Source organism: Pseudomonas sp. P9_35, from assembly GCF_034008205.1.
Taxonomy (GTDB): Bacteria; Pseudomonadota; Gammaproteobacteria; order Pseudomonadales; family Pseudomonadaceae; genus Aquipseudomonas; species Aquipseudomonas kilonensis.
Map to the genome: position 1 here is coordinate 4,779,784 of NZ_CP125373.1, position 26,902 is coordinate 4,806,685.

Here is a 26,902-nt window from a genome sequence, read left to right on the forward strand (position 1 = left end):
ACAAGTGTTCGGGCCACAGGTACTCGGCATTCAAGCTATCGCGCCTGGCTTTTGCTCCAGTCCGTCAACAGGCTATACGCCACCGCCAGCAGGGTCGGGCCGATGAACAGGCCGATGAAACCGAAGGCAATCAACCCGCCGAACACCCCCAGCAGCACGATGACCAAGGGCAGGTTTCCGCCACGGCTGATCAGGTAAGGCTTGAGCACGTTGTCCACGCCACTGATGATGAACGTGCCCCAAATGCCGAGGAACACCGCCATCCCGTACTCACCCTTCCACGCCAGCCACGCCGTGGCGGGGATCCACACCAGCGGTGGCCCCATGGGGATCAGGCTCAACAGGAACGTGACGATACCCAGTACCAGCGCCCCCGGGACCCCGGCGATCAGAAAGCCTATCAGCGCCAGCACGGCCTGGGCCGCCGCGGTGCCAATCACGCCGTTGACCACCCGTTGCACCGTACCAGCCACCAGCTCGATGTAGTAACCGGCACGGTCGCCGATCAGACGCTCCAGCAACCCGTGGACGAACACCGCCAGGCGCGGGCCGTCGCGATAGAAAAAGAACACGAACACGATGCTCAGGGTCAGCTCGAGTATGCCGCCGCCAATCTGCGCACTGCGCGCCAGCAGCCAGTTGCCGACCTGCCCCAGGTAAGGCCTGGCGGACACCATCAGCGCGGCCCCCTGCTGGTCGATGCTGTTCCAGATGCCGACCAGCCGTTCGCCCACCAGCGGTACACCGGCCAACCAGGTCGGGGCTTCGGGCAAGCCGTCGACCTGTGCGTCCTTGATGAACGCGGTGGCATCGCGCACATGGTCAGCCAGGTTGAAACCCAGCCACACCAGCGGCACCGCCACCAACAACATCCAGCCGACTGTCAGCAGCGCCGCCGCCAGGGATTCGCGACCATTGACCCAGCGGGTCAGCAGGCGCATCAGCGGCCAACTGGCGAACGCCAGCACCGCCCCCCAGAACAGCGCCGACCAGAACGGCGCCATGACCCAGAGGCTTGCGCCGAACAACACCAGGAGCAGGATCTGCACCAACAGCCGATCGTTATTGATCATGTAGGGTCTCGAAAAAATGAACAGGAGCGCGGCAGCGGCGTGAAACCCGCTGCCCCGAGACAGCTTAGCGCAGCAACTCCAGGTGCAATCCCGCCGCCTCGCCGCTGGCGGCCTCCATGCGCGCCGCCCGAACGCCCTGGCCCGCCAGAGCCTCAATCCAATCCTCAGCCCGGGGACCGGCGATATTGACCCGCAAGCCCGTGTCCAGGTTCAGCGCCCGGGACAACAGGCGCAACCAGGTGTCGTCTGGCTCACCGGCAAGACGCGGCAAATCCAGGACCCCAGTGTCCTTGAGCTGGCGCAGCAGCGTGGCCGACGTCGGCAGCAAGTCCCCCAGCGCTGCGTTCGCCTCGAACTGCTCGACATGCAGGTAGGCCTTGCGATTGCCGCGGGTGATGGCATACAGCGCAATCAGTGTGCTGTCCGCCGGTGGTGCCAGGCGCAACAGCAGGAAGGCCTGGTCGTTGTCGGCGCCATAGAGCTTGGAGTTGCCGAAGACGTCGTTGGCCCACAGGCTGCTTTCGCCGCAATCGCGGGCCTGGCACCAGAACAACAGCTCGGCGCCCTGTTTCTGCAACGCTTCGCGCGCTGCGGTAAAGGCCTGGGTGGCGGAATGTTCCGGCGGCAGTTCGTAAGTAACAGACGTGACGTTCCCACGGGCATCGACCTGGCCGTCGAAACGCAACTGGCCGCTGATCTTGCGGATCGAGCCCATGGGATAGACGCGTTCCATGTCGCTGGTTTGCCGGTAATCGACAATCTGCGCGTCGGGCATGCGCGGCACACGCTCCAGGTCGCGACTGCCTGGCACATCGACGGCGAACGACGCCGGGCTGAAGCAGGCCAGCACCAGCAGGACGAGTGAGTGAACGGATAATTTCATCGGGTCGGCTTGGCCTGGGACGCTTGGACGCAACGGGCGTCGTCGATGCACCGCGAGGCTGATAAACAGAGGTCTGTCATGGTTGTCTCCCTTTCAACCCGCCCAGCCTCGACAGTTGCCCGCCGCAAGTCAAGGAACGGTGAAGAACCGATTGAAACAGTCTGCTACAAGCGTGGCACCGACCTCGTCGTTCAGATGTAGATGATGGCCGCCGGGCAACTGCTCATGACTGAAGGGTAGACGCTCCAGCAACTCCGGGTGCTGGGCGAGCATGCCGTCGGCTGCCACCACCAGATGCGCCGGACAACCGACCCGCGCCACGAACGCCATGGCCTGTTCATCGGTCAGGCGCAAAGGCGATGGCAAGGTCAGGCGGTTGTCGGTGCGCCAGGTATAGCCCCCGGGCACCGGCATCAGGCCGCGCTGGGCCAGCAATTCGGCGGCCTCGCGACTGACCGCCACCAGCCCCTTCATCCGTGCTTCGATGGCCCGTTCGAGGGTTTTGTAGACCGGCTTGCGTTTCTGCTGCAGATCCAACTGGGCTTGCAGGGCCATGCCCATGCGCTCGGCCGAATTATCGCCTTTGGCTGTCGGAGGAATGACCCCGTCGATCAGCCCCAGGTGCGTCACCCGCTCCGGCAGGGAGCCGGCCAGCACCAGCGAGACAATGGCACCCATGGAGTGCCCCAGCAGGGCGAAACGCTTCAAGCCCAGTTGCTCGGCGACTTGCAGCACATCATGGGCGTAGTCCCAGAGGGCATAACCGGCACCGGGCGGCCGATGCCCGGAGTGACCGTGGCCGGCCATGTCCAGGGCAATCACCCGCAGGCCCTCGAGCCTGGGCGCCAGGCGGGCGAAACTGTTGGCGTTGTCCAGCCAACCATGCAGGGCAATCACCGGCAGCCCATCTTCCGGCCCGAACAGGTGGGCCGCCAGTTCGATGTGCGGCAGGCTCAGGCGGACTTCCTCGACCACACTCATGCGCTGTGCCCTTCCCAGCGCTGGAACAGGTTCTTGAGCAGGTTGGCCGTGTCCTGTGGACGTTCGAGGGGGAACATATGGCCGCCGGGCATGCTCAGGGATTCGCCATGGAGCATACGCCCCACCGAACGGGTGTGATGACGCATCACCACGCGACTCTGCCGACCGCGCACCACGGCCAGCGGCACCTTGAGCTTACGGGGCCGCCCGGGGCTGGTGTGCGGCACGCCGCGGTAAATGCTGATTTCGGTGGCAGGGTCGAAGCGCAGCCGTAACCGGTCGCCGACTTGTTGCAGACCGTGTTGCAGGTAGGCGTCGAAGCAATCCGGATCAAAGCTGCGGAACAGGGTCTTGCCGGCAAAATACTGCCGGGCCGATGCCAGGTCAGCGAACTCCTCACGCCGACCCAGGGTCCGGCCCGCTGGCGTCAGGCGGTCAATGAAGCCCAGGCGCTTGGCGGCCAGGATCACCCACTGGTCGGTACGGGTCAGCAGCGGCGAATCGAGCATGACCACGCCCCGATACAGCTCCGGGCAGCGCAACGCCGCGTGCAGGTGCAGCACGCCGCCCAGTGAGTGACCGACGCCCCACACAGGCGTCGGTTGCTGCTCCAGGTGATGGATCAGTTCGTCCACCAGGTTGTGCCAGTTATCGTCCACCGGAAAACGCGGGTCATGGCCGTGCAACTCCAGATGCGCGACCTGGTACTGCGGCGCCAGCGCGGCGAACAGCTTGCCGTAGGTGGCCGAGGGAAAACCGTTGGCGTGGGCGAAAAAAATCTGTTGCGACATGACAGCCGATCCATTGGGGAACTGGGGCAGATTGTCCGCAGAACCCGACGGCACGGCAATGACCGTAACTGACAGGAATGATGACAGTCGGGCTTGGGCTATGGGGTTGTATGAGCGATGAAAACCTGTGGCGAGGGAGCTTGCTCCCGCTGGGCTGTGTAGGAGCTGTCGAGTACAACGAGGCTGCGATCTTTCCCCAGGCACTTGAGTCCCAAGCGAAAGATCAAAAGATCGCAGCCTTCGGCAGCTCCTACGGCGCAGTCCAGCGGGAGCAAGCTCCCTCGCCACAAGAGCTTCCCCGCCACAAATGCATTCGGGTTCAACGCGCCGGCGGCTGCTCGCCCAGCGGCACCACGGCCATGGTCAGGCGCGACACGCAGTTGACCTTGCCCTCGTCATTGACCAGGCGGATGTCCCAGACCTGGGTGGTGCGGCCCAGGTGGACCATCCGGGCCGTGGCGGTCACCCGTCCGCTGCGCACACCGCGCAGATGGTTGGCATTGATCTCCAGGCCCACGCAATAGAACTTGCTGGCATCGACACAGAGATAGGCCGCCATGGACCCGACCGTTTCGGCCAGTACCACCGAGGCACCGCCATGCAGCAGGCCGAACGGCTGGTGGGTGCGATGATCGACCACCATGCTGGCGGTCAGGGATTCGTCGTCGAAAGACTCGAAACGAATGTCCAGCATTTCGCTGATGGTATTTTTACCGGCAGCGTTCAGTTGCTCGATGTTGGGGGTGGTGCGCCACAGACTCATCGTTGCCCTTCCTGTGTGGTTGTTTATTGCATTCAATCCTGCACAGCACTGAGGGAGCAAGGCTTGCCCGCGATGCAGACGCTGGGGTGGATCAGGTATTACAGACGCTTGAGCGTCATCGCCCCGGCCAGCGGCATGTCGCCTTCCAGCTCGGCCAGGCCGGCGGTTTGCACCTGCTCGGGGTGTTGCAGATGGCCGTGCTGCAGAAAGCCCAGCAGGCTGCCCACCAAAGGGTTATGGCTGACCAGCAGCACATTGTCCTGGTCCTCGAGGCGTTCCAGGACTTTTTGCGGCCGGGTGTCCGGCGTGAGCCAGTTCACCGTGATCAGCTCAGGCTGAAAACCCAGTGCCTCGCGCACCAGTTGTGCGGTCTGCTGGGCGCGCAGATAGGGACTGGCGTAAATCGCGGTCAGGGGCTGGCCGATCAATTGCGCGGCACTGCGCAACACCTCCTCGCGACCGTGAGCCGTCAGGGCCCGCTCTGGATCGGGACGGGCACCGTACGGCTCAGCCTCACCATGACGCAACACCCACAATCTCATAGCTTCGGCTCCTCGTCCCGGGCCGGATGCGGGGCCGGCGCCACAGTGTGAGGCGCTTCACCTTCAGGCGTGCGCGGGGTCGGCCAGTCCGCGAACGGCCAGGGTTTCTGATCGCTGTGAAAGGTACCGAAACGACCGATCTGGGCCAGGAACTGGCTCAGGCTGTCGCCGAAATTCATCAGGCTGGCACTGGGAGCGCCGTAGATCAGCCGATAGATCAACTGCACCAGTACCACGGCGCCGAGGATGAATTGCGCCACCTGCCAGACCAGCAGGTAAATCACCATCCACAGCACACGCAGCAGGATGGATTCGTATTGGGGTTGTCCTTGCGGATCGTTCATGGCTCGCTCCTGCTTGCGGTCAATAAAGGTTCAGTTGAAACCGCTGGTGGAAATGAAATCGACGTCGGTCTTCGGTTCGCCACGCATCAACAGCTCGATCACCTGTTCAAGCGTGCGCCCTTCGAACAGGATCGCGTGCAGCCCGGCGACCAGCGGCATGTACACCCCCGCCTCCTGGGACTTGGCCTTGAGCACCTTGAGGGTATTGACCCCTTCGGCCACTTCACCCAGGCGCGACACGGCCTCGTCGAGGCTCAAGCCTTGGCCGAGGGCAAAACCGACCTGGTAGTTGCGGCTCTTGGGCGAGGAACAGGTGACGATCAGGTCGCCCACGCCGGCCAACCCCAGGAAGGTCATCGGATTGGCGCCCTGGCTGACGGCAAAGCGAGTCATTTCCGCCAGCGCACGGGTGATCAGCATGCTCTTGGTGTTCTCGCCCATGCCCAGCGCCACCGCCATGCCGGCGATGATGGCATAGACGTTCTTCAACGCCCCGCCCAGCTCCACACCGAAACGGTCGGCACTGGCGTAGACCCGAAAGGTGCGGCCATGCAAGGCCGCCTGGACCCGCTGGCAGAGCTCCTCATCCTCACTGGCGACCACGGTGGCGGTCAGCGCGTGCTCGGCGATTTCCCGCGCCAGGTTCGGCCCGGAGATCACACCGATCCGAGCCTTGGGCGCGATTTCTTCGAGAATCTCGCTCATCAGCTTGAAGGTCTTGGCTTCGATGCCCTTGGTCAGGCTCACCAACAGCTTGCCGCTCAAGCGTTCTGCGTAGGGCGCCAGCACCGAACGCAAGGCGCTGGATGGCAAGGCGACGAAGAACAGGTCGCTGCCCTCCAGGGTTGCCTGCAAGTCAGTCACCGGTTCCACTTCCGGGCGGATCTTGATGCCCTTGAGGTAACGCGGGTTCTCGCGATTGACCCGGATGGCCTCGGCCTGCTCCGGGTCACGCATCCACTGGCGCACCGGGTGACCATTCTCGGCCAGCAGGTTAGCCACGGCGGTGCCGAAACTCCCGCCTCCCAGGACCGCAATCGGGCGCTGTTCAGTCATATGCAATCCGTTCATCCATACCAAGTGGCAATGCGGGGCATTATACGGAGCGGCCAGAGCGCGACCAGCCCCGGCAACAATTACCACCAGCTGTAGGAAGCTGACCATCAATTCCTAGGAAAATGCTGTCAACGCGAATGGAAAAGTCGTTCAGCTCGGTTAACATGCCCGCCATCCACCCTATCTCAAAGGCTGTGCCGTGTCCGTTGGCCCTTCCCGTCCAGGCTCGTCCCTGCTATTGGCACTGATCATCAGCCCGCCAGTGCTGGGCGACGACCTGTTCGTGGACAGCCAGCCCATGCCCCAGGTGCTGACGGCCACGCGCCTCAAGCAATCACCAGCGGCAGTGCCAGGCAGCATGACCGTGCTCGACAGCGAGTTGATCAAGGCCAGCGGCGCCCGCGATATCAGCGAACTGCTGCGCCTGGTGCCGGGCATGATGGTCGGCAACATCAGCGGCAACCAGGCCGCGGTGAACTACCATGGCACCAACGCCAGCGAAGCCCGCCGCATGCAAGTGCTGATCGACGGCCGCTCGGTGTACCGCGCCGGCCTGGCCACGGTGGACTGGAGCGATATTCCGGTGGCCATGGAGGACATCGAGCGGATCGAAGTCTTCCGCGGCCCCAACACCGTCAGCTACGGCGCCAATGCGCTGATGGCGGTGGTCAACATCATCACCCGTGCCCCGGCCGACAGCCACGGCACCCGGTTGAAAATCACCCGTGGCCAACGCGGCATCAGCGACTGGTACGCCAGCCAGGGCAGCGGTTGGGACGGCGGCGACCTGCGGTTGTCGTTGTCCGGCCAGGAAGACGATGGCTTTGACAGCGACCGCAACGGCGCCGATTACCGCGACAGCCGCCGCCTGAACCGCGTCAACCTGTCCGTCAGCCAGACGTTGAACGAGCAGCAAAGTATCGATTGGCAGTTGAACGCCAAGGACGGGACCAATCAGCGGCCCTACACCTACCACCCGGTGTTCGCCGGGATTACCGCCGCCGGCGACAATTCCGACGTCATCGCCAAGGACTACGCCGGCTCACTGCGCTGGAACCTGGACCTGGACCCCGACCACAGTCTTTATGTACAGGGCTCGATCCAGCACTGGGATCGCCAGCAGACCTGGCGCGCCTGCGACGCCGAGGTGTCCTTCAGCCCGCAATTGACCGACCTGTGGCAGCTCAACCCCTACTATGCCGAGAAGCTGGCGCGCAATATCCCCAGCTACATCAGCAGCGGCGCGCCAGCCGGCACGCCACAGGAACAGGCGTTGGCCAATCAGGTACTCGACCAGTGGCGCAACGGTGCCTCGCAAACCCTGTGCGGCGACATCGACCAGAGCGCCCGGGAATCGCGCTACGACCTGGAGATCCAGGACACCCTGAGCCTGTCCGACAGCCTGCGACTGGTCACCGGCGCCAACTATCGCTATGACCGGGCCGATTCGCAGACATACTTCAACGGCACCCTGGACGACACCACCTGGCGCCTGTTCGGCCAGCTCGAATGGCGGGCCACCGAGCATTGGTTGTTGCAGGGCGGCGCGATGTTCGAAGACACCCGCCTGACCGGCAGTTCGCTGACCCCACGGGTCGCGGTCAACTATCTGATCACCCCGCGCCACGGACTGCGGGCGGTGTACTCCGAAGCCGTGCGCTCCCCGGACATGTTCGAGAACAACGTCAACTGGAGCTATCAAGTCACCAACCTGCAACCCGCCGCCTTCGGCCAGAACAGTGCCCGTTACTTCGTCCGGACCCGCGGCCCGGGCAACCTGGAACAAGAGCACATGCGCTCCCGGGAATTGGGCTACAACGGTTATTTCGTGGACCTGGGGCTGGCGGTCGACGTGAAACTGTTCCATGACGAAATCACCGACATGATCAGCGAACCGTTGCGCAACAATCAGTACATCGCCAGCAACAGCAACGAATCGCAATTCTCCGGGGCCGAAACCCAGGTCGACTGGCGCGTGACCAGCGCCGACCGCCTGCGCCTGACCTATGCCTATGTCGACGCCCAGGCCAGCAACCCCCTCGACGAACAACTGACCGCCCGCAACAGCGGTTCGGCCGGCTGGCTACGGGACTGGGGCCAAGGCTGGAACAGTGCGCTGTTCTATTACGCCGCCGACGCCCTCAATGGCTATCGCTACGAACGGGTAGACACCCGCCTTGCCCGACGCATTCCCCTGGGCAAGGCCAGCCTGGAACTGGCAGGAGTCCTGCAGCAGCGCCTGGACAACCAGCCCACCACGTTTATCGACAATCGCTACGACTCCCGCCATGTCGTGTACTTCAGCGCGGAGTTGTCTTTCTAGATGTCCCGACGCCCACCCCGCAAGACGCCATTTCATGGCCGCCTGACGCTAGCCCTATGCCTGGTGTTTGCCGGTTGGCTGGCGACCATCGAGGCCCAGGCCGCCGAGATCCTGCTGACCGGCGCCGAGGACAGCCCCGGCGTGCAATCTTTCACCCATGCCCTGAAAACCCTGCGCCCTGAAGACAGCGTGCGGTTTACGCCGCTGGCCAACCTGCCAGCACCAGACAAGCTGCCGGGCAATGTCCGCCTGATCCTGCTTGACCTGCCCAGCCTCGACTGGCGCCTGCAAGACGCCCGGGGCCCGGCCACCCTGGTGCTGCGCATCAGCCGCCAGCAAGCCCGTGATCGCCTGGGCGAAGCAACGCCTGCGCACCTGAGCCTGCTGTGGAGCGATCCACCGATGGCGCGGCAATTGCGGCTGATCCGCGCCATCCTGCCGCAGGTGCGACGGGTCGGCGTACTCTACGACACCCACAGCGAATTCCTGCTCAAGGACATTCAACAGGCCGCGGCACCGCTGGGCCTGACCCTCGTCAGCGAACGCTGGGACGACACCAATGACAGCCGTTCCCTGCAAAACCTGCTGGGCCAGAGCGACGTGCTGCTGGGTCTCGATGACCCCGACTTGTACAACCCCAAGACCGTGAAGAACCTGTTGCTCAGCAGCTACGCCCGGCAACGCGCCCTGATCGGGCCCAGCGCCGCATTCGTCAAGGCCGGCAGCCTGGCCAGCACCTATAGCGACCAACAAGACTGGCTGGCGATTCTCGACGAGTTGCTCGACCGCCCCGCCACCACCTGGCCGCGCACCCTGTATCCGGACCGTTTCAAGGTCCTGGGCAACCGGCAGGTCTCCCGCTCACTGGGGATCGAACCGATTGATGCCGAATCCGTCGCGGCAACGTTGGCCGAAGGAGAACACCGCCCATGACCTTGCGTCGCCGTTGGGACATCAACACCCGAACCCAGCTCATCGCCCTCGGCCCGGCGTTGCTGCTGACTGTGCTGCTGATCAGTTTCTTTACCTTCGTGCGGATCCAGGACTTGCGCCAGGAACTCAATCACACCGGGCAACTGATCGCCAACCAACTGGCCCCCGCCACGGAATACGGGGTGATTTCCGGCAATAAAGAAGTGTTGGAAAGCCTGCTCACCGCCACCCTGGCGACCCCACACGTGCGCTTCCTGGAGATCCAGGACAGCACCGACAAGGTCCTGGTGTACGTCGAACAACCCGAGCAAACCCGCAGCCGTGGCCAGCAGGTTGAAGTCTTCCAGGCCCCGGTGCGCCTGCAGCGCATCGCCCTGAACAATGATTTCCTGCAGGGCAACAGCCCATCCGTGGAGGCCTCCGGCGAAGATTACCTGGGCCGCGTGATCGTCGGCATGTCCAGCGACGCCTTCAGTCAGCGGCAACAGGAGATTCTGTTCAAGGCCGCGATCCTGGCGTTGTTCGCCCTGCTGTTCACCTTCCTGGTGGCGCGCCGGCTGGCGACCAACCTGTCCCGGCCGATCCGCGACATCGGTAACGCGGTCAAGGCCATCCAGCAAGGCGACTACAGCACCCCGCTGCCCATCGTCGATGACGCCGAGCTGGGGGCCTTGTCGCGGCACATCAACAACCTGGCCGATGGTTTGGGGCAAGCCAGCCGCGAACAGCACCAGGCCATGGCGCAGTTGATCAAGACCCGTGAAGAAGCGGAAAAAGCCAACAGCGCCAAGTCCGAATTCCTGGCGATGATGAGCCATGAACTGCGCACGCCCATGAACGGCGTACTGGGCATGCTGCAGTTGCTGGAAACCACCCGCATGACCGACGAACAGCACGAGTACACGGCGCTGGCCTCGGAATCCACCGAACACCTGCTGAAGGTGATCAACGACATCCTCGATTTCTCGCGCATCGAACGCTCGGCCCTGGAGCTGGAGCACATCCCGTTCAACCTGGCAGAACTGGTGAGCAGTTGCGCGCAGTCGTTCCAGCACAGCGCCGCGCAGCGCAAACTGGGCCTGGACCTGCTGGTCCCGGACGACCTGCAGGCCTTGCAGGTCCAGGGCGATCCGACACGGATACGGCAGATCCTGGTCAACCTGATCGGCAATGCACTGAAATTCACCGAGCAAGGCCGTGTCACCGTGCAATGCCAGTGGCAGGCCCTGGACCACGAACTGCTGTGGTTCACCTGCGCAGTGCGCGACAGTGGCATCGGAATCCCGGCCGAGAGCCTGGAGCGCATGTTCGACGCCTTCCAGCAGGCCGACAATTCGATCTCCCGGCGCTACGGCGGCACCGGCCTGGGCCTGCCGATCGCCCGTACCCTGGCCGAGCGCATGGGCGGGACGCTGCGGGCCCAGAGCGAAGAAGGCCAGGGTTCGGTGTTCACCCTCGAAATCCCGCTGGCCCTGTCGCGCCAGACGCCAGTGACCCTGGCGCCGCGCCTGCCTATCGGCAGCGGCGATGGCGAAGGCGAAGGCCGCAACGTATTGCTGGTGGAAGACAATCCGGTCAACCAGACAGTGGTCGAAGCCATGCTGCGCAGCCTGGGCTTCACCGTCAGCATCGCCACCGATGGCGCCCAGGCTGTACGCAGCGCCGAAAGCCTGATTTTCGAGGCGATCCTCATGGATTGCCGTTTGCCCATCATCGATGGCTACGAAGCCACGCGGCAGATCCGTCAGTTGCCGGGCTGCGGCGAGGTGCCGATCATCGCCCTGACGGCCAACGCCTTGCAGGGTGACCGCGAAGCCTGCCTCGCGGCGGGCATGAACGATTACCTGGCCAAGCCGTTCAAAAGGAACGACCTGCAGCAGATTCTGCAGCGCTGGGTGAATTAGAACAGGTCACTGGACCATCTGTGACTGGCGTGAAAGGCGAAAGTGCGGCAGTCTTAAGCACCCGAACAAGCCTCGATTGGGGCTTGAATAAAAATTTCAGTGCACAGGTGTACATTCATTTCCCGTGTGCTGTGACTTTCACTACAACGCAATAGTCTATGAGTAGGCTGTCGATTCGAGGCATGAACGCTTCGGTCGGCCGGGAAGATTTGCCCCACCCTGCCGCATGGGACTATTGAGGAGCTCGCATGACCAAACAAAACGCCTTTACCCGGGAAGATCTGCTGCGCTGCAGTCGCGGTGAGCTGTTCGGCCCAGGTAACGCGCAACTGCCCGCCCCGAACATGCTGATGGTGGATCGCATCACCCATATCAGCGAAGAGGGTGGCAAGTACGGCAAAGGTGAATTGGTCGCCGAGCTGGATATCACTCCGGACCTGTGGTTCTTCGCCTGCCACTTCGAAGGTGATCCGGTCATGCCGGGCTGCCTGGGCCTTGACGCCATGTGGCAACTGGTCGGTTTCTTCCTCGGCTGGCAAGGCCTGCCGGGTCGCGGTCGCGCCCTGGGCTCGGGCGAAGTGAAGTTCTTTGGTCAGGTCCTGCCGACCGCCAAGAAAATCACCTATAACATTCATATCAAGCGTGTCCTCAAGGGCAAGCTGAACATGGCCATTGCCGATGGTTCGGTCGCCGTGGATGGTCGCGAGATCTACACCGCCGAAGGCCTCCGGGTTGGCGTTTTCACCTCCACTGACAACTTCTAAGGGTTATCCGCATGCGCCGCGTCGTTATCACTGGTCTGGGCATCGTTTCGTGCCTGGGCAATGACAAAGAGACCGTCTCCGCTAACCTGCGTGCAAGTCGCCCTGGCATCCGGTTCAATCCGGAATATGCCGAAATGGGTCTGCGTAGCCAGGTTTCCGGCTCCATTGACCTTCCCCTCGAAGAGCTGATCGATCGCAAGATCTACCGTTTCGTCGGCCACGCGGCGGCTTACGCCTACCTGGCCATGAAGGACGCCATCGCTGACTCCGGGCTGACCGAAGAGCAGGTTTCCAACCCGCGCACCGGCCTGATCGCCGGTTCCGGTGGCGCCTCCACCTTGAACCAGATGGAAGCGCTGGACATCCTGCGCGAGAAAGGCGTCAAGCGCGTTGGCCCGTACCGCGTCACGCGGACCATGGGCAGCACCGTTTCCGCCTGCCTGGCCACGCCGTTCAAGATCAAGGGTTTGAACTACTCGATCTCCTCCGCTTGCGCCACCAGTGCCCACTGCATTGGTAATGCGGTCGAGCAGATCCAGATGGGCAAACAAGACATCGTGTTCGCCGGTGGCGGCGAAGAAGAACATTGGAGCCAGTCGTTCCTGTTCGACGCGATGGGCGCCCTGTCCAGCAAGCGCAACGACACCCCGGACAAGGCTTCCCGCGCCTACGATGCAGACCGTGACGGCTTCGTCATCGCTGGCGGCGGCGGCATGGTGGTGGTCGAGGAGCTGGAACACGCCCTGGCCCGTGGCGCCAAGATCTACGCGGAAATCGTCGGCTACGGCGCCACTTCCGACGGCTACGACATGGTCGCACCAAGCGGTGAAGGCGCCGTGCGTTGCATGCAGATGGCCATGTCCACCGTTGATGCACCGATCGACTACCTGAACACCCACGGCACCTCGACTCCGGTCGGCGACGTCGCGGAAATGAAAGGTGTGCGCGAAGTGTTCGGCGACAAGGCCCCGGCCATCAGCTCCACCAAGAGCCTGTCGGGTCACTCCCTGGGCGCCGCCGGCGTTCACGAAGCGATCTACTGCATGCTGATGATGGAAGGCAACTTCATGGCCGGTTCCGCCAACATCGACGAACTGGATCCGGAAGTGGCCGACCTGCCAATCCTGACCAAGACTCGCGAAAACGCCACCATCAATACCGTGATGAGCAACAGCTTCGGCTTCGGCGGCACCAACGCCACCCTGGTCATGCAGCGCTGGCAGGGCAAGTAAGCCCCGTCGCTACGCCACACACAAAAACGCCCCGACTGGTTCGGGGCGTTTTTTTGCCTGGCAAATATGCCTGAGCTCATTGTGGGAGCGAGCTTGCTCGCGATAGCGGTGGATCAGCCTGCATCAATGTTGAATGTGCCGCAGCCATCGCGAGCAAGCTCGCTCCCACAGTGCTCCCTCAATCAGCGCACGACAAACCGCTGCTGCGTCAGCAGCCGATCCCCCTGGAACACCATGAACCGCCACTCGCCCGGCACCACTTCGTGGCTTTCGGTGAATTCGTAGGCCATGACATCCTGAGGCGCGCCGGGCACCAGTTTCTGGATGACCTCGAACTTGTCGTGGCGCACGCCATCGGGGGTGCGGATGCCGGGAGTGAAGTACAACAGAGTCAACGGCTGGTCATCCGCGACCTTGCCGGCCAACTGGTAGCGCATGCCGAACTTGGTGCCCAGCTTCGCCGGCACGCTCTCGGTCTGGCGGATCTGCTCGTTGCTGCGCCGCAGGACCCGCTCTCCCGATTGCAGCTCGGCTTGCGGCCCGTCGAAAACACCGTACTCCACCGGGCCTTCGACACGGACTTCGGCCTGTGCCAGGCCGCAGGTCAACAACAGCGCGACCAGTGCGCTTGAACGGGTGAGGTGCATAGTGCGCTCCTTGATTGAGATGAGCGCGAGGGTATGACGCGGGAGTGACAGGCTGATGACAAAGCGATGTTGGCCATGCCAGCTATAACTTGGGGATAGGGTTGACCTGTGGCGAGGGAGCTTGCTCCCGCTCGACTGCGCAGCAGTCGCCAGATTTGGGGCTACTGCGTAGCCCAGCGGGAGCAAGCTCCCTCGCCACAAAAGCGGACTCAGCGGGCCACTGAGCGCGGCAATACCGAAAGAAAGTTATCCCGCGCCACCTTCCGCGCCACGTCTTGCGGCAAGGCATCGAGAAACGGATCGAAGCTGCGCAGCTCCTTGCCCAACTTGTTGAACCGTCCGACGACATCCGAACCCACCATGAAGCGCTCAGGAAAGCGCTCCACCAGCGTTAGCCACTCATCCCGCGGCTTACCCGCCTCGTCCAGCAAGTACGGCGTGAGCACGCTCCAGGACAGGTCTATGTACAGATTGGGGTAAGCCTCGAGCATGCGGGTCAGGGTCGGCAACAGAAAATCCAAGCGGGTCTGGTGGCGATGGATCTCCATGCTGGTACCGGCGTGAGCCCAGATGAAGCGCGTATGCGGATGATTGCGCAACGGCTCCTCGATTTCTGCCAGGTACAGCGGATTTTTCTCACGCTTGGAAGTGATGTTGGAATGCAGCATCACCGGCAAGTCGTTCTCGGCCGCCAGGTGATAGATCCGCGTCATGGCTTCATTGTTGGCCCGCGGGGTGTCGCCCGAGGTCAGCGCCGTCAGGTCGTCGTGGCGGGTGAAGACCTCGCCGATGCCTTGCCACAAACCCGGGTAGAGATCGAGCATGCGCTGGATATGGGCGGCGGAGTTCTTGTCGTTGGGGTTGAAGCCCGACAGGAAGGGATGAAAGTGCCGGCGCTGCTCGTCGGTCAGCTTGCTCACCGCCGCGGCGACAATCACGTCGGTGGCGCTATACCAATAGGCATCCGCATCGTCACCGGCGTAATAGCGCGGACGCTTGGGCTCGTCCTCATGCCATTTCTTGGCCACCGGCACACCGGAAATCATCACATGCTCAATGCGATTGTCCGCCATCGCCTGGAGCAACTTGGGCATGCCGGCGGTTTCCTGGAAGAAATCGACGTAATGCAGGTGCGCATCGCTGTAGGCATATTCGCGAGCCACGGCGCCGCTGCTGGAAACGACCAGTAGCCAGGCGCAGATCAAACGGTTCAGGGGCACGGGCAGTCTCCAGAAGCCTTGAACAGCGTAGACCCTAACCGTCCCGCCTGGGTTCAAGGCGTATCTGCCGTGTCTGCCGACGACGGGTTATGCTTCGTGCAACCGTTGTTCAACCTGGAAGACAACATGAGCACTCCCCTGACCGTTCGCCCCCGCGCCGAAGATGTCGAAGGCCAGCCGATTCTTCGCCCGCTGCCGTCCGCCAAATGCCGCAGCGTCGGGCCTTTCGTGTTCTTCGATCACATGCTGCAAACCACCTACCCGGCCGGCAGAGGCATGAACATCCGCCAACATCCGCATATCGGCCTGTCCACCCTCACCTACCTGTTCCAAGGAAAACTCCAGCACAAGGACAGCCTGGGTTCCGACCAGGTGGTGGACGCCGGGGATGTCAGCTGGATGACCGCCGGCAGCGCCATCGCCCACGTCGAGCGCACCCCAGAGTCATTGCTGGGCAGCGCATTCGTCATGCATGGGTTGCAAGTCTGGCTGGCCTCGCCCAAGGCCCACGAACAAGGCCCCGGGCACTACAGCCATCACCCGGCACACAGCCTGCCGGTCAGCGAGAACCTGGGGGTCAGCATCCGGATGATCGCCGGGTCAGGCTTTTGCCTGGAATCGCCGGTGCCGGTGCTGTCGCCAACGCTGTATGCCGAGTTGATGCTGCAAACCGCGACGACCTTGCTGATTCCCACCGAACATGCAGAGCGGGCCCTGTATGTGCTGAGCGGCGAGGCGTCATTGGATGGCGAGCCGATAGAAGCCCATTCCCTGGTGATCCTGCCGACAGGGGAAGAAATGACGCTGTTTGCCGACAGTGACTGCCATGCCGTGCTGTTCGGCGGTGCGCCCCTGGACGGACCGCGACGGATCAACTGGAACTTCGTTTCCAGCGACCCGGCCCGGATCGATGAGGCCCGCCGGCGCTGGGCCGCTGGAGACTGGCCGACGGTGCCGGGGGAAAGCGAGCGGATCGAGTTGCCCTAGCTTCATAACATCCTGTGGCGAGGGGGCTTGCTCCCGCTTGGCTCTGTAGGAGCTGGCGAAGCCTGCGATCTTTTGATCTTGATCTTTCGCTTGAGGTTCAAGTGACTGGGGAAAGATCGCAGCCTCGTTGCACTCGACAGCTCCTACACAGCTCCTACACAGCTCCTACAGGCCCAGCGGGAGCAAGCTCCCTCGCCACAGGTTCAACTTGAAGCATTCAGCCCCTGAACACTTCATCCAACAAATTATGCATCGACCTGAACGCCCGCCCGGCGACCTTGGCGTTGTACATCATCTTGCCCGGCACATTGGCCTGCGGGTCGGTGAACGAATGCACCGCACCGCCGTAGCTCAGCAGTTGCCAATCCACCCCGGCGGCGTTCATTTCATCTTCGAAGGCCGGTAGCTGCTCTTTCGGCACCAGCGGGTCCGAGGCGCCATGCATGACCAACACCGCGCCCTTGATGTTCTGCGCGTCGGCCGGGGTCGGTGTATCCAGGGTGCCGTGGAAGGAAATCGCCGCCTTCAGCGGTGCGCCGCTGCGGGCCAGTTCCAGGGCGCAGCAGCCACCGAAGCAAAAGCCGAACGTGGCCAGCCTGGAAGCGTCGACCTGCGCTTCGCCCTGGCTCTGCAGTTGCTCGAGCGCCGCCTGCATGCGCTTGCGCAACAACGCCCGGTCGTTCTTGAGGGGCATCATCGCCGCTCCCGCCTCATCGGCATTGCTCGGGCGAACCGCCTGCCCGTACAGGTCGGCGATCAACACCACATAACCGTTCGCCGCCACCGATCTGGCGATGTCCTCGGCCCCCGCCCCTACGCCCATCCAATTCGGCGCCATCAGCAAACCCGGGCGCGAGCCCTGTTGGCTGACGTCGAAGGCCAGGCGACCTTCATAACTTTGACCATCGATCTGATAGACCAGCGAACGAACCGTAACCTGACTCATGACGGACTCCTTTTTGACTGAACACCAGAAATGAAAAAACCCGCCGAAGCGGGTTTTTCCTGCACTTACTTTAAGCTGACAGCTCAACCAACAGCTTGTTCAGGCGACGCACATACGCCGCCGGGTCCTTCAGGCTGTCGCCAGCCGCCAGGGCCGCCTGGTCGAAGAGGATGTGCGACAGATCGCCGAAACGCTCTTCGCTCTGCTCGTTGTCGAGTTTTTCCACCAGCGGGTGGGCCGGGTTGAATTCGAAGATCGGCTTGGAGTCCGGGACTTTCTGGCCGCTGGCTTCGAGGATCTGGCGCATTTGCAGGCCCAGGTCCTGCTCACCGATGGCCAGGATCGCCGGGGAATCGGTCAGGCGGTGCGAGACACGCACTTCGCTGACAGCATCGCCCAGGGCCGCCTTGATTCGCTCGACCAGGCCTTCCTTGCTCTTGGCGACTTCTTCGGCGGCTTTCTTGTCTTCTTCCGAATCCAGGTTGCCGAGGTCCAGGTCACCACGGGCCACGTCGACAAAGCTCTTGCCGTCGAACTCGCTGAGGTAGCTCATCAGCCATTCATCGATGCGGTCGGTCAGCAGCAGCACTTCGATGCCTTTCTTGCGGAAGACTTCCAGGTGCGGGCTGTTCTTGACCTGTGCATAAGTTTCACCGGTCAGGTAGTAGATCTTGTCCTGGCCTTCCTTGGTGCGGGCCAGGTAATCGGCCAGGCCAACGATCTGCTCGCCATCGTCACCCTGGGTCGACGCAAAACGCAGCAGGCCGGCGATCTTCTCTTTGTTGGCGAAGTCCTCGGCCGGACCTTCTTTCATCACCTGGCCGAAGTTTTTCCAGAAGCCCTTGTACTGCTCGGGCTCGTTCTTCGCCAGTTTTTCCAGCATGTCCAGCACGCGCTTGGTCAGTGCCGACTTCATGGAATCGATGATCGGATCTTTCTGCAGGATTTCCCGCGAAACGTTCAGCGACAAATCGTTGGAGTCCACCACACCCTTGATGAAGCGCAGGTACAGCGGCAGGAACGATTCCGCCTGGTCCATCACGAACACACGCTGCACGTACAGCTTCAGGCCGCGTGGCGCTTCGCGCTGATACAGATCGAACGGCGCACGGGCCGGCACGTACAGCAACGAGCTGTACTCCAGCTTGCCTTCGACCTTGTTATGGCTCCAGCTCAGCGGGTTCTCGAAGTCGTGGGCGATGTGCTTGTAGAACTCCTGGTATTCCTCGTCTTTCACCTCGGTGCGCGGACGGGTCCACAAGGCACTGGCGCGGTTGACGGTTTCCCATTCCACTTCAGGCTTTTCTTCGCCTTCGGCAGCGGTGACTTCCTTCGGCAGCTCAATTGGCAGCGCGATATGGTCGGAGTACTTCTTGATGATGTTGCGCAGACGCCAGCCATCGGCGAACTCGTCTTCACCGGACTTGAGGTGCAGCACAATGCGGGTGCCGCGATCAGCCTTGTCGACGGTGGCGACTTCAAACTCGCCCTCGCCCTTGGACGACCAGTGCACGCCTTCGCTCGCCGCGAGGCCGGCACGGCGGCTGAACACTTCAACCTGGTCGGCAACGATGAACGCGGAATAGAAACCGACGCCGAACTGACCAATCAGGTGGGAATCTTTCTTCTGGTCACCGGACAGGTTCTTCATGAAGTCGGCGGTGCCGGACTTGGCGATGGTGCCCAGGTGCGTGATCACCTCTTCGCGGCTCATGCCAATGCCGTTGTCTTCGAGGGTGACGGTTTTCGCGTCCTTATCGAAGCTCACACGGATTTTCAGCTCAGCGCCGCCTTCCAGCAATTCTGGCTTGGAAAGGGCTTCGAAACGTAATTTGTCGACAGCGTCAGAGGCGTTCGAAATCAACTCGCGAAGGAAAATTTCCTTATTGGAATACAGCGAGTGAATCATCAGGTGCAGCAGTTGCTTCACCTCGGTCTGGAAGCCCAGGGTTTCCTTTTGAGTTTCCACGCTCATGGTCATCAAACTCCAAGTGGATGGTGGTGTCCGCCTCGCTGAGATTGGCGGCGGGATGTCCTCAAGGTGGGGGCAACGCTGATGATTTCAAGGGCGATCCGGTTTTGACGGCTCCTGGATCTTGAAATGCGCCCGGGCGGTGGCGATGGGTTGTGCCTCGGCGTCTTGCCAGGCGGTGATCGCGACGTTGGCGACCCGCCCCTGGCACCTGGCCGGGTGCTGACGGAATGTGTTGCGAAGAAATTGCCTGAGCCACGGATAATCGCTGCTTTAATACCCGACGGCGGTTCACGAAGAACAATGGCCGAGTAAAAAGGAGCGTCAATGCATCAGGTAAAGCTGCCATTAGGTGGAGCATTATGGATGGCAGCAAGCCTGCTTTCATTCATAGGCATGGCTGTCGCGGCACGAGAGCTTTCCAAGTTCATGTCGATCTTCGAGATCCTGTTTTTCAGGTCCCTGGTCGGACTGATCATTGTTTTTCCGGTTATTTACCAACAGCGCGCCAAGCTCAAACAAGCCCGAGACCTGGGTCTGCAGATTGGCAGGAACGCGGTTCACTTCGCCGGACAATATGCCTGGACCATTGGCGTGGCATCGCTTCCGTTGGTTAAGGTCTTTGCCCTGGAGTTCACCACCCCGATATGGGTTTCCCTCCTGGCGTTTTTATTCTTGAAGGAAAAACTCTCCACCGCCAGGGTATTCGCCGCCATCGGCGGTTTCCTGGGTGTCCTGATCGTCCTAAGGCCCGGCCTTGATAGCATTGAACCCGCCGCGTTCATCGTTCTTCTGGCCGCCATGGGCTACGCGACATCCATCATCATGGTGAAAAAACTGACGTTGACCAGCAGTCCCGCCATCATCGTGATCTGGATGGTGCTTCTACAATTGCCCTTGGGCCTTGGTCTGTCCCTGGCACAATGGCGTACCCCTACGCTCGCCTGTCTCCCCTGGATCCTGCTGTTGGGTATAACGGGTTTAAGTGCGCACTTCGCCATGGCCAAGTCACTGAGCGTCATGGAGGCCTCCATTGCCATCCCGATTGATTTTTTCAGGGTGCCCCTCATTGCCGTCGTTGGTTTTTTTCTCTACGGCGAGCCTCTCGAAATCTGGGTATTGGTCGGCGCGGTGATTATCTTCGCCTCAAACTATCTGACCTTCCGGGTCGAACAAAAGAACATGCCATCGTCAACTTCACCAAGCCCCGAGTGATCAGCTCAAGGACGATCCGGTTTTGACGGCTCCTGAATCTTGAAATGCGCCCGGGCGGTGGCGATGGGTTGTGCCTCGGCGTCTTGCCAGGCGGTGATCGCGACGTTGGCGACCCGCCGGCCCTGGCGCCAGACCTGGCATTTGGCATAGGTGTCGCGAAACTGTCCGGTGCGCAGGTAATCCAGGGAGAAATCGATGATTTTCGGTATGCCCGGCGTGCCAGTGGCGATCAACAGATGCACGGCAGCGGCCAGTTCCATGAAACCGGCGATGACCCCACCGTGGATGGCCGGCAGTAAAGGGTTACCAATGTTGTCTTTGTTGGCCGGCAGGCGAAACAACAAGTCGTCGCCCTGGCGCGTGCATTCGACGCCGATGAGTTGGGCATAGGGAATCGAGGCGAGCAGCAGCGCATAGTCGCCCTGCTCGCAGGCGCGGCGCAGTTGTTCCTGGAGGATATCGGTCATGGCTGGCCCACAGCGGTCATCGGAACGCCCTTCCCCATTCCCCTGGCATGCTGGCCCAGGCGCATGAATGTCCCCACCACATGGGCGATGGGTTGCTCGGGATCGTCCTGGTAGGCGAAACCCCGGGTGAAGATCACGTCCGGGGTCACTCGATAGCATTGCGCGAAGCCGTAGACGTCCTTGTGGGGCTCGGCAGCGTGCATGTAGTCGATGCGCAGGTCGAGGGTGGGACAGACTTCGAATTGCGGCAGCACACACAAGGTCGACATGCCGCACGCGGTGTCCATCAACGAGGTCAACGCCCCGCCGTGGATGATGCCCGTCAGGGGATTGCCGACGATTTGCGGGCTGAACGGCAGGATGACCGTCAGCCCGTCACGACTGGCACTGTGCAACTTCAAGCCCAGCACCTGGCAATGCCTGAGTGCGGATAAAAAACGTGTTGCACGCTCAAAAACGGGGTCTTCGGCCATTCGATTAACGCTCCAATGAGTGACGAGACCTGACCACAGGCGCGATGCACAAAGTTCCATCGCAGTGCAAAGTTATATATCTGTTACACAACAGGAACTTAATCCGAGGGGAGGCGTTCAAAAGGCCAGTAGTTATTTCCATAAGGAGAAACACCCCATGCGTAAGACTTTTGCTATTGCCTTGATGTTGGCCGCTTCCCTCGGCCTCGCTGCCTGCGATAAAAAATCCGAGGACAAAGCTCAAGATGCCCAACAACACGCTGAGCAAGCTCAGCAAGACATGAACAAAGCACAGGATAAAGTGAACGACGCGGCGAAAGAAAACGCCGAAGCCGCCAAAAAGCAGGCTGAATCGAACGAAGCGGCCGCGAAAGAAGCAGCCCCAGCTACTCCAGCGACTCCAGCTAAAACCAACTGATACGGTTTTAGCAGCAAAAGAAAACCCGCCTGGTGCGGGTTTTCTTTTGCCTGCGATTTGGCGGCGCCGCCTGTCAGGCTGCTTCCTTGCCCACCTCGGACACGGGTGCTTCGGTGGGGGTATAGACCATCACGTCCAGTACATCGGAGTGAAACTCGCGCTGATACAGCACGAACACCACGCCAGCACTCATCAACATGAATAACCAGGGGCTGACGAACCACGCCAACATGGTCATGCCGAAATAATAGGCACGCAGGCCGAAGTTGAACTGGTTGGCGGCCATGGAGATCACTCGCGCTGCCCTCAGCGCAAAGGCCTTGCGCTCCTGCTCCGACACATGGCGCTCGCCGATCATCGGTGCCGAGCCAATCAGGACCGCCGCGAAGTTGTACTGGCGCATGCACCAACTGAACGTGAAGAACGCATACACGAACACCAGTGCCAGGCACAGCAACTTGACCTCCGCCATGCCCTGGGACGCCTGCTGCACCATGGGTATGTCCGCCAGCAACGACACCGCCCGATCGGACGCCCCGAGTACCGTCAGGATACCGGCCAGGATGATCAATGTGCTGGAGGCAAAGAAGGATGCGTTGCGCTCCAGGTTGCCGATCACGCTGGCATCGGCGATACGGTTCTCACGCAGCAGCATGCGGCGCATCCAGTCTTCGCGGTACAGGTGCATCACGCTGGCCAGGCACGCCGTGTCGCGCGCCTTCCAGGTGGCATAACGGGTGTAGCCCGCCCAGCAGATGATGAACCAGGCGGCGGCAAGCAGGTGGATCAGGTTGGCTTGGATGAATGACATTCGATTTCCTGTGTGTCTAAAAACATGACGTCTAAAGCCAGACTTGCCTTGAAATGCCGACCTGTGGGAGCGAGCTTGCTCGCGATGGCGTCGGATCAGTCAGCCATGAGGTAGCTGATAGACCGCTATCGCGAGCAAGCTCGCTCCCACAGGGTTCTGTGCAGGTTTTTCAAGACACTGCTTCGACGTTAGCCCACGGAAAAAGACACTGCACTCAAAAAAAATGCCCCGTATCGATTGATACGGGGCATTTCAGTTCTTGCCGATGGATCTGCCAGTAGGCCGCTTAAGCCAACGCTTCGCTGCGCTTGCCCAGCAGGCGATCGCACACCACCGCGACCGCCAGGGTCATCACCGAAGGCACCAGCCAGGCCAGGCCCTGCTCGCTCAGCGGCAGGTGGGCCAGTTGCGCCGGCATCCAGTCCGCCAGGCCAGCGCCCTTGAGCGCATCGATCAGGCCAAACAGGAACGACACCAGCATCACCGGGCCAACGATGCGCCCCTGCTCGTGCCAGAAGTCCTTGCAGAAGCTCAGGGCCACCAGGGCGATGCACGGCGGATAGATCGCGGTGAGGACCGGAATCGAGAACGCGATCAGCTTGGTCAGGCCCAGGTTGGAGACCAGCAGCGAAAAGGCCGCCAGGATCACGACCAAGGTCTTGTAGGACAGCGGCAGGACGCGGCTGAAGTACTCGGCGCAGGCGCAGGTCAGGCCAACTGCGGTCACCAGGCACGCCAGGGAGATGAGTACGGCGAGGAAACCACTGCCCAGGCTGCCGAAGGTGTGTTGCACGTAGGCATGCAGCACAGCGGCGCCGTTGGTTGCGCCCACTGCCACCTCATGACTGCCCGAACCCAGGCGGAACAGGCTGACGTAGACCAGCGCCAGGCCCACCCCGGCAATCAGCCCGGCGATGATCGCATAGCGGGTGATCAAGGCCGGCGACTCGACGCCCCGGGAACGGATCGCGTTGACGATGACAATACCGAACACCAAGGCGCCCAGGGTATCCATGGTCAGGTAGCCGTTGATGAACCCTTGGGAGAACGGTGCCGCGATGTACTCGGGGGTCGCCACGCCGACATCGCCGGCGGGCAAGGCAAACGCCGCGATGCCGAGCACGGCCAGGGCGATGATCTTCAGTGGCGCGAGGAAGCGCCCGACGGTGTCCAGCAGGCGGCCCGGGTAGAGCGAGATGAAAAACACCAGCAGGAAATACGCTGCGCTATAGAGGAACAGCGCCAGCGGGCTTTCACCGGTAAACGGCGCCAAGCCGACTTCGAACGAAACGGTGGCGGTACGCGGCGTGGCGAACAACGGGCCGACGGCCAGGTAGCACACCGCCGCCAGTACACCACCGGCGAGCTTGCCGATTGGGCTGCTCAAGGCGTCCATCGCACCGCCCACCTTGGCCAGTGCAACGACCGTGATGACCGGCAGCCCGACCGCCGTGATCAAGAAGCCCAGCGCCGCCATCCAGACATGAGGTCCGGACTGCAAACCGACGATAGGCGGGAAGATGATGTTGCCGGCCCCGACGAACAGGGCAAATGTCATGAAACCTAGCGCCAGGATGTCCTGGCCTTTCAACACTTTCATTAAGGAAACCACACTACTGAATCGGAATTTAGAGAGGGATTTCCCTTATGGATGAGGGAAATGCTGCCGATCCGTATGGGACCGACCCGTTTAGCGCGGCGCTTCCTTGTGGGCAGCGGTCGCAAAAATGGCTGCTAGCCTAACGAATTTAGCGAGAAAGCGCACTGTTAAGGGGCGAACTATCCGATGCACGACGTTCGTGTGTCGCGTTTACGCATCTATTTTTCCGGGTCGCTCTAGCGTGTACAGGCCGCAGCAGTACCCTTGTGGCGAGGGAGCTTGCTCCCGCTGGGCTGCGCAGCAGCCCCAATACAGGCAACCGGATCTATTCAGGTAAAACGGTACTGTCTGGTTTACGACTGCTGCGCAGCCGAGCGGGAGCAAGCTCCCTCGCCACAAGAGCCCTCGGCGGCTGCACAGGCATAGGGCCAGAAACGACAAAGGCCACCCGAAGGTGGCCTTTGTTGCTGGAACGAAAAGGTCAGCCGAAGCTTACTTCTTCATTTCCCAGCCAGTCAGCTCGGCCAGGGCCTTGCCGATGTCTGCCAGCGAACGCACGGTTTTCACGCCTGCGTCTTGCAGTGCAGCGAATTTCTCGTCTGCAGTGCCTTTGCCGCCAGAGATGATTGCGCCAGCATGGCCCATGCGCTTGCCCGGAGGAGCAGTCACACCAGCGATGTAGGAAACAACCGGCTTGGTCACGTTGGCCTTGATGTAGGCAGCCGCTTCTTCTTCAGCCGAACCGCCGATCTCACCGATCATGACGATCGCTTCGGTCTTCGGGTCTTCCTGGAACAGCTTCAGGATGTCGATGAAGTTCGAGCCTGGGATCGGGTCACCGCCGATGCCGACGCAAGTCGACTGACCGAAACCGGCGTCAGTGGTCTGCTTCACAGCTTCGTAGGTCAGGGTGCCGGAACGGGAAACGATACCGACCTTGCCTGGCAAGTGAATGTGACCTGGCATGATGCCGATCTTGCATTCGCCTGGAGTGATCACGCCTGGGCAGTTAGGGCCGATCAGGGTGATACCCAGCTCGTCGCACTTGACCTTGGCTTCCAGCATGTCGATGGTCGGGATGCCTTCGGTGATGCAGACGATCAGCTTGATGCCGCCGAACGCCGCTTCAAGGATGGAGTCCTTGCAGAAAGGAGCTGGAACGTAGATCACGCTGGCGGTGGCGCCAGTGGCGGCTACAGCGTCTTTCACGGTGTTGAACACTGGCAGGCCCAGGTGCTCGGTGCCGCCCTTGCCCGGTGTTACGCCGCCAACCATCTTGGTGCCGTATTCGATGGCTTGCTGGGTGTGGAAACTACCTTGCGAACCGGTAATACCCTGGCAGATAACCTTGGTGTCTTTATTGATCAGGACGCTCATTATTTGCCCTCCGCAGCTTTGACAACTTGTTGAGCAGCGTCGGTCAGGCTGGTAGCAGCGATGATGTTCAAACCGCTTTCTGCCAGTACTTTAGCGCCCAGCTCAGCGTTGTTGCCTTCAAGGCGAACAACAACCGGGATTTTCACGCCAACTTCTTTCACGGCGCCGATGATGCCTTCGGCAATCATGTCGCAGCGAACGATGCCGCCGAAGATGTTGACCAGTACTGCAGCGACGTTGGTGTCGGACAGGATGATCTTGAACGCTTCGGTTACGCGTTCCTTGGTAGCACCACCGCCCACGTCGAGGAAGTTGGCTGGCTTGCCGCCATGCAGGTTGACGATGTCCATGGTACCCATGGCCAGGCCAGCACCGTTGACCATGCAGCCGATGTTACCTTCCAGGGCTACGTAGTTCAGTTCGAACTTGGCAGCGTGCGCTTCGCGCGGATCGTCTTGCGACGGATCGTGGAAAGTCTTCAGCTTAGGCTGACGGTACATGGCGTTGGCGTCGATGTTGATCTTGGCATCGAGGCAGTGCAGGTCGCCGTCGGCCTTGATCACCAGCGGGTTCACTTCCAGCAGTGCCAGGTCGTGATCCTTGAACAGCTTGGCCAGACCTACGAAGATCTTGGCGAACTGAGCAACTTGCTTGCCTTCCAGGCCCAGCTGGAATGCCAGCTCGCGACCCTGGAATGGCTGTGCGCCAACCAGTGGATCGATGGTGGCCTTGAGGATTTTCTCAGGGGTATCGTGAGCGATTTTCTCGATGTCCACGCCACCTTCGGTGGAAGCCATGAACACGATGCGGCGGCTCGAACGGTCAACGACAGCGCCCAGGTACAGCTCTTTAGCGATATCAGTGCACGATTCAACCAGGATCTTGGTGACTGGCTGACCGTTGGCGTCAGTCTGGTAAGTCACCAGACGCTTGCCCAGCCACTGCTGTGCGAAGGCTTTGGCGTCTTCTTTGCTGCGAACCAGCTTGACGCCGCCCGCTTTACCGCGACCACCGGCGTGAACCTGGGCTTTGACAACCCATTCGCTGCCACCGATTTTGTCGCAAGCTTCTGCTGCCGCTTCCGGGGTGTCTACCGCGTAACCGGTGGATACTGGCAGGCCGTACTCAGCGAACAGCTGCTTACCCTGATACTCGTGAAGATTCATGCTTATTACCGTCT

26 protein-coding genes and 1 pseudogene are annotated in these 26,902 nt (G+C 61.5%); 8 read left to right on the forward strand and 19 right to left on the reverse strand.

Features of this window, described 5'->3' with window-relative positions; translation table 11 throughout:
* Window positions 1-35 precede the first annotated feature (35 nt).
* The 8 genes from QMK47_RS21055 to QMK47_RS21090 all read right to left on the reverse strand — a co-directional run bounded on the left by QMK47_RS21055 (window position 36) and on the right by QMK47_RS21090 (window position 6,433).
* Window positions 36-1,073 carry an AI-2E family transporter gene (locus QMK47_RS21055; protein ID WP_003204378.1) on the reverse strand — a complete coding sequence of 346 codons (1,038 nt, stop codon included), beginning with the start codon at window positions 1,071-1,073 and terminating at the stop codon, window positions 36-38.
* Between the two features lie 64 nt (window positions 1,074-1,137).
* Entirely contained in the window at window positions 1,138-1,956 is an 819-nt protein-coding gene (locus QMK47_RS21060) for a DUF4892 domain-containing protein (protein WP_253476953.1), read from the reverse strand.
* Window positions 1,957-2,085: 129 nt separating this feature from the next.
* Window positions 2,086-2,937, reverse strand: a complete 852-nt coding sequence (locus QMK47_RS21065) for an alpha/beta hydrolase (RefSeq protein ID WP_320389279.1) — start codon at window positions 2,935-2,937, stop codon at window positions 2,086-2,088.
* Window positions 2,934-3,728: an alpha/beta hydrolase gene (locus QMK47_RS21070; protein ID WP_320389280.1), complete on the reverse strand. Its 795-nt coding sequence runs from the start codon at window positions 3,726-3,728 to the stop codon at window positions 2,934-2,936. The genes QMK47_RS21065 and QMK47_RS21070 overlap by 4 nt, the downstream gene beginning before the upstream one ends.
* 319 nt (window positions 3,729-4,047) lie before the next feature.
* On the reverse strand, window positions 4,048-4,491 hold the full coding sequence (locus QMK47_RS21075) for a hotdog fold thioesterase (RefSeq protein ID WP_063324859.1): 444 nt from the start codon (window positions 4,489-4,491) through the stop codon (window positions 4,048-4,050).
* A gap of 98 nt (window positions 4,492-4,589) precedes the next feature.
* Window positions 4,590-5,033: a phosphohistidine phosphatase SixA gene (gene sixA / locus QMK47_RS21080; protein ID WP_320389281.1), complete on the reverse strand. Its 444-nt coding sequence runs from the start codon at window positions 5,031-5,033 to the stop codon at window positions 4,590-4,592.
* Window positions 5,030-5,377, reverse strand: coding sequence for a DUF4389 domain-containing protein (locus tag QMK47_RS21085; RefSeq protein ID WP_003204392.1), 348 nt, complete (start codon window positions 5,375-5,377; stop codon window positions 5,030-5,032). Before QMK47_RS21085 ends, sixA begins: the two co-directional genes overlap by 4 nt.
* Window positions 5,378-5,407: 30 nt before the next feature.
* Window positions 5,408-6,433 (reverse strand): NAD(P)H-dependent glycerol-3-phosphate dehydrogenase, encoded by a 1,026-nt coding sequence (locus QMK47_RS21090; protein ID WP_003204394.1) that lies wholly within the window; start codon window positions 6,431-6,433, stop codon window positions 5,408-5,410.
* A gap of 199 nt (window positions 6,434-6,632) precedes the next feature.
* Between QMK47_RS21090 and QMK47_RS21095 the strand changes: the two genes are divergently transcribed.
* The 5 genes from QMK47_RS21095 to fabB all read left to right on the forward strand — a co-directional run bounded on the left by QMK47_RS21095 (window position 6,633) and on the right by fabB (window position 13,589).
* Entirely contained in the window at window positions 6,633-8,756 is a 2,124-nt protein-coding gene (locus QMK47_RS21095; RefSeq protein ID WP_320389282.1) for a TonB-dependent receptor, read from the forward strand.
* Window positions 8,757-9,689 (forward strand): ABC transporter substrate-binding protein, encoded by a 933-nt coding sequence (locus QMK47_RS21100; RefSeq protein ID WP_253476965.1) that lies wholly within the window; start codon window positions 8,757-8,759, stop codon window positions 9,687-9,689. It begins immediately after the preceding gene.
* Window positions 9,686-11,593, forward strand: coding sequence for an ATP-binding protein (locus QMK47_RS21105; RefSeq protein WP_320389283.1), 1,908 nt, complete (start codon window positions 9,686-9,688; stop codon window positions 11,591-11,593). The genes QMK47_RS21100 and QMK47_RS21105 overlap by 4 nt, the downstream gene beginning before the upstream one ends.
* Before the next feature lie 248 nt (window positions 11,594-11,841).
* Entirely contained in the window at window positions 11,842-12,357 is a 516-nt protein-coding gene (gene fabA, locus QMK47_RS21110) for a 3-hydroxyacyl-[acyl-carrier-protein] dehydratase FabA (RefSeq protein ID WP_003204400.1), read from the forward strand.
* A gap of 11 nt (window positions 12,358-12,368) precedes the next feature.
* Window positions 12,369-13,589 (forward strand): beta-ketoacyl-ACP synthase I, encoded by a 1,221-nt coding sequence (gene fabB / locus QMK47_RS21115; protein WP_014339570.1) that lies wholly within the window; start codon window positions 12,369-12,371, stop codon window positions 13,587-13,589.
* 182 nt (window positions 13,590-13,771) lie between these two features.
* Here fabB and QMK47_RS21120 read toward each other — a convergent pair whose 3' ends face one another.
* Window positions 13,772-14,236, reverse strand: a complete 465-nt coding sequence (locus QMK47_RS21120) for a DUF3859 domain-containing protein (protein ID WP_025214927.1) — start codon at window positions 14,234-14,236, stop codon at window positions 13,772-13,774.
* A gap of 209 nt (window positions 14,237-14,445) precedes the next feature.
* Window positions 14,446-15,456, reverse strand: a complete 1,011-nt coding sequence (locus QMK47_RS21125; protein WP_320389284.1) for an amidohydrolase family protein — start codon at window positions 15,454-15,456, stop codon at window positions 14,446-14,448.
* Between the two features lie 126 nt (window positions 15,457-15,582).
* Here QMK47_RS21125 and QMK47_RS21130 point away from each other — a divergent pair, with 126 nt between their 5' ends.
* A complete protein-coding gene (locus tag QMK47_RS21130) occupies window positions 15,583-16,443 on the forward strand; it encodes a pirin family protein (protein WP_320390546.1) in 861 nt (286 codons plus the stop codon).
* 217 nt (window positions 16,444-16,660) lie between these two features.
* On the opposite strand, the gene QMK47_RS21135 is transcribed toward QMK47_RS21130, so the two are convergent.
* The 3 genes and pseudogenes from QMK47_RS21135 to QMK47_RS21145 form a co-directional block, all read right to left on the reverse strand.
* A complete protein-coding gene (locus QMK47_RS21135; protein WP_320389285.1) occupies window positions 16,661-17,389 on the reverse strand; it encodes a dienelactone hydrolase family protein in 729 nt (242 codons plus the stop codon).
* 70 nt (window positions 17,390-17,459) lie between these two features.
* Window positions 17,460-19,364, reverse strand: a complete 1,905-nt coding sequence (gene htpG / locus QMK47_RS21140; RefSeq protein ID WP_024617132.1) for a molecular chaperone HtpG — start codon at window positions 19,362-19,364, stop codon at window positions 17,460-17,462.
* An 87-nt stretch (window positions 19,365-19,451) separates the two neighbouring features.
* A pseudogene (locus tag QMK47_RS21145) lies at window positions 19,452-19,592 on the reverse strand (PaaI family thioesterase); the annotation flags it as partial.
* A 96-nt stretch (window positions 19,593-19,688) separates the two neighbouring features.
* Between QMK47_RS21145 and QMK47_RS21150 the strand changes: the two are divergent.
* Entirely contained in the window at window positions 19,689-20,576 is an 888-nt protein-coding gene (locus QMK47_RS21150) for a DMT family transporter (protein ID WP_320389286.1), read from the forward strand.
* A 5-nt stretch (window positions 20,577-20,581) separates the two neighbouring features.
* Here the strand turns inward: QMK47_RS21150 and QMK47_RS21155 are convergent, their stop codons facing one another.
* Window positions 20,582-21,043 carry a PaaI family thioesterase gene (locus QMK47_RS21155; protein WP_253476982.1) on the reverse strand — a complete coding sequence of 154 codons (462 nt, stop codon included), beginning with the start codon at window positions 21,041-21,043 and terminating at the stop codon, window positions 20,582-20,584.
* Window positions 21,040-21,516 carry a PaaI family thioesterase gene (locus QMK47_RS21160; RefSeq protein WP_214509659.1) on the reverse strand — a complete coding sequence of 159 codons (477 nt, stop codon included), beginning with the start codon at window positions 21,514-21,516 and terminating at the stop codon, window positions 21,040-21,042. Before QMK47_RS21160 ends, QMK47_RS21155 begins: the two co-directional genes overlap by 4 nt.
* 157 nt (window positions 21,517-21,673) lie before the next feature.
* Between QMK47_RS21160 and QMK47_RS21165 the strand changes: the two genes are divergently transcribed.
* A complete protein-coding gene (locus QMK47_RS21165; RefSeq protein WP_053189659.1) occupies window positions 21,674-21,934 on the forward strand; it encodes a hypothetical protein in 261 nt (86 codons plus the stop codon).
* 73 nt (window positions 21,935-22,007) lie between these two features.
* On the opposite strand, the gene QMK47_RS21170 is transcribed toward QMK47_RS21165, so the two are convergent.
* The 4 genes from QMK47_RS21170 to sucC all read right to left on the reverse strand — a co-directional run bounded on the left by QMK47_RS21170 (window position 22,008) and on the right by sucC (window position 26,888).
* The gene (locus QMK47_RS21170; protein WP_018610109.1) at window positions 22,008-22,745 is read right to left on the reverse strand and encodes a DUF599 domain-containing protein; all 738 of its coding nucleotides are present in this window, start codon (window positions 22,743-22,745) and stop codon (window positions 22,008-22,010) included.
* Between the two features lie 286 nt (window positions 22,746-23,031).
* Window positions 23,032-24,345 carry a branched-chain amino acid transport system II carrier protein gene (gene brnQ / locus QMK47_RS21175; RefSeq protein WP_253476984.1) on the reverse strand — a complete coding sequence of 438 codons (1,314 nt, stop codon included), beginning with the start codon at window positions 24,343-24,345 and terminating at the stop codon, window positions 23,032-23,034.
* A 492-nt stretch (window positions 24,346-24,837) separates the two neighbouring features.
* Window positions 24,838-25,722: a succinate--CoA ligase subunit alpha gene (sucD, locus tag QMK47_RS21180; RefSeq protein WP_003179236.1), complete on the reverse strand. Its 885-nt coding sequence runs from the start codon at window positions 25,720-25,722 to the stop codon at window positions 24,838-24,840.
* Window positions 25,722-26,888, reverse strand: a complete 1,167-nt coding sequence (gene sucC, locus QMK47_RS21185; protein WP_007919879.1) for an ADP-forming succinate--CoA ligase subunit beta — start codon at window positions 26,886-26,888, stop codon at window positions 25,722-25,724. Before sucC ends, sucD begins: the two co-directional genes overlap by 1 nt.
* Window positions 26,889-26,902 lie beyond the last annotated feature (14 nt).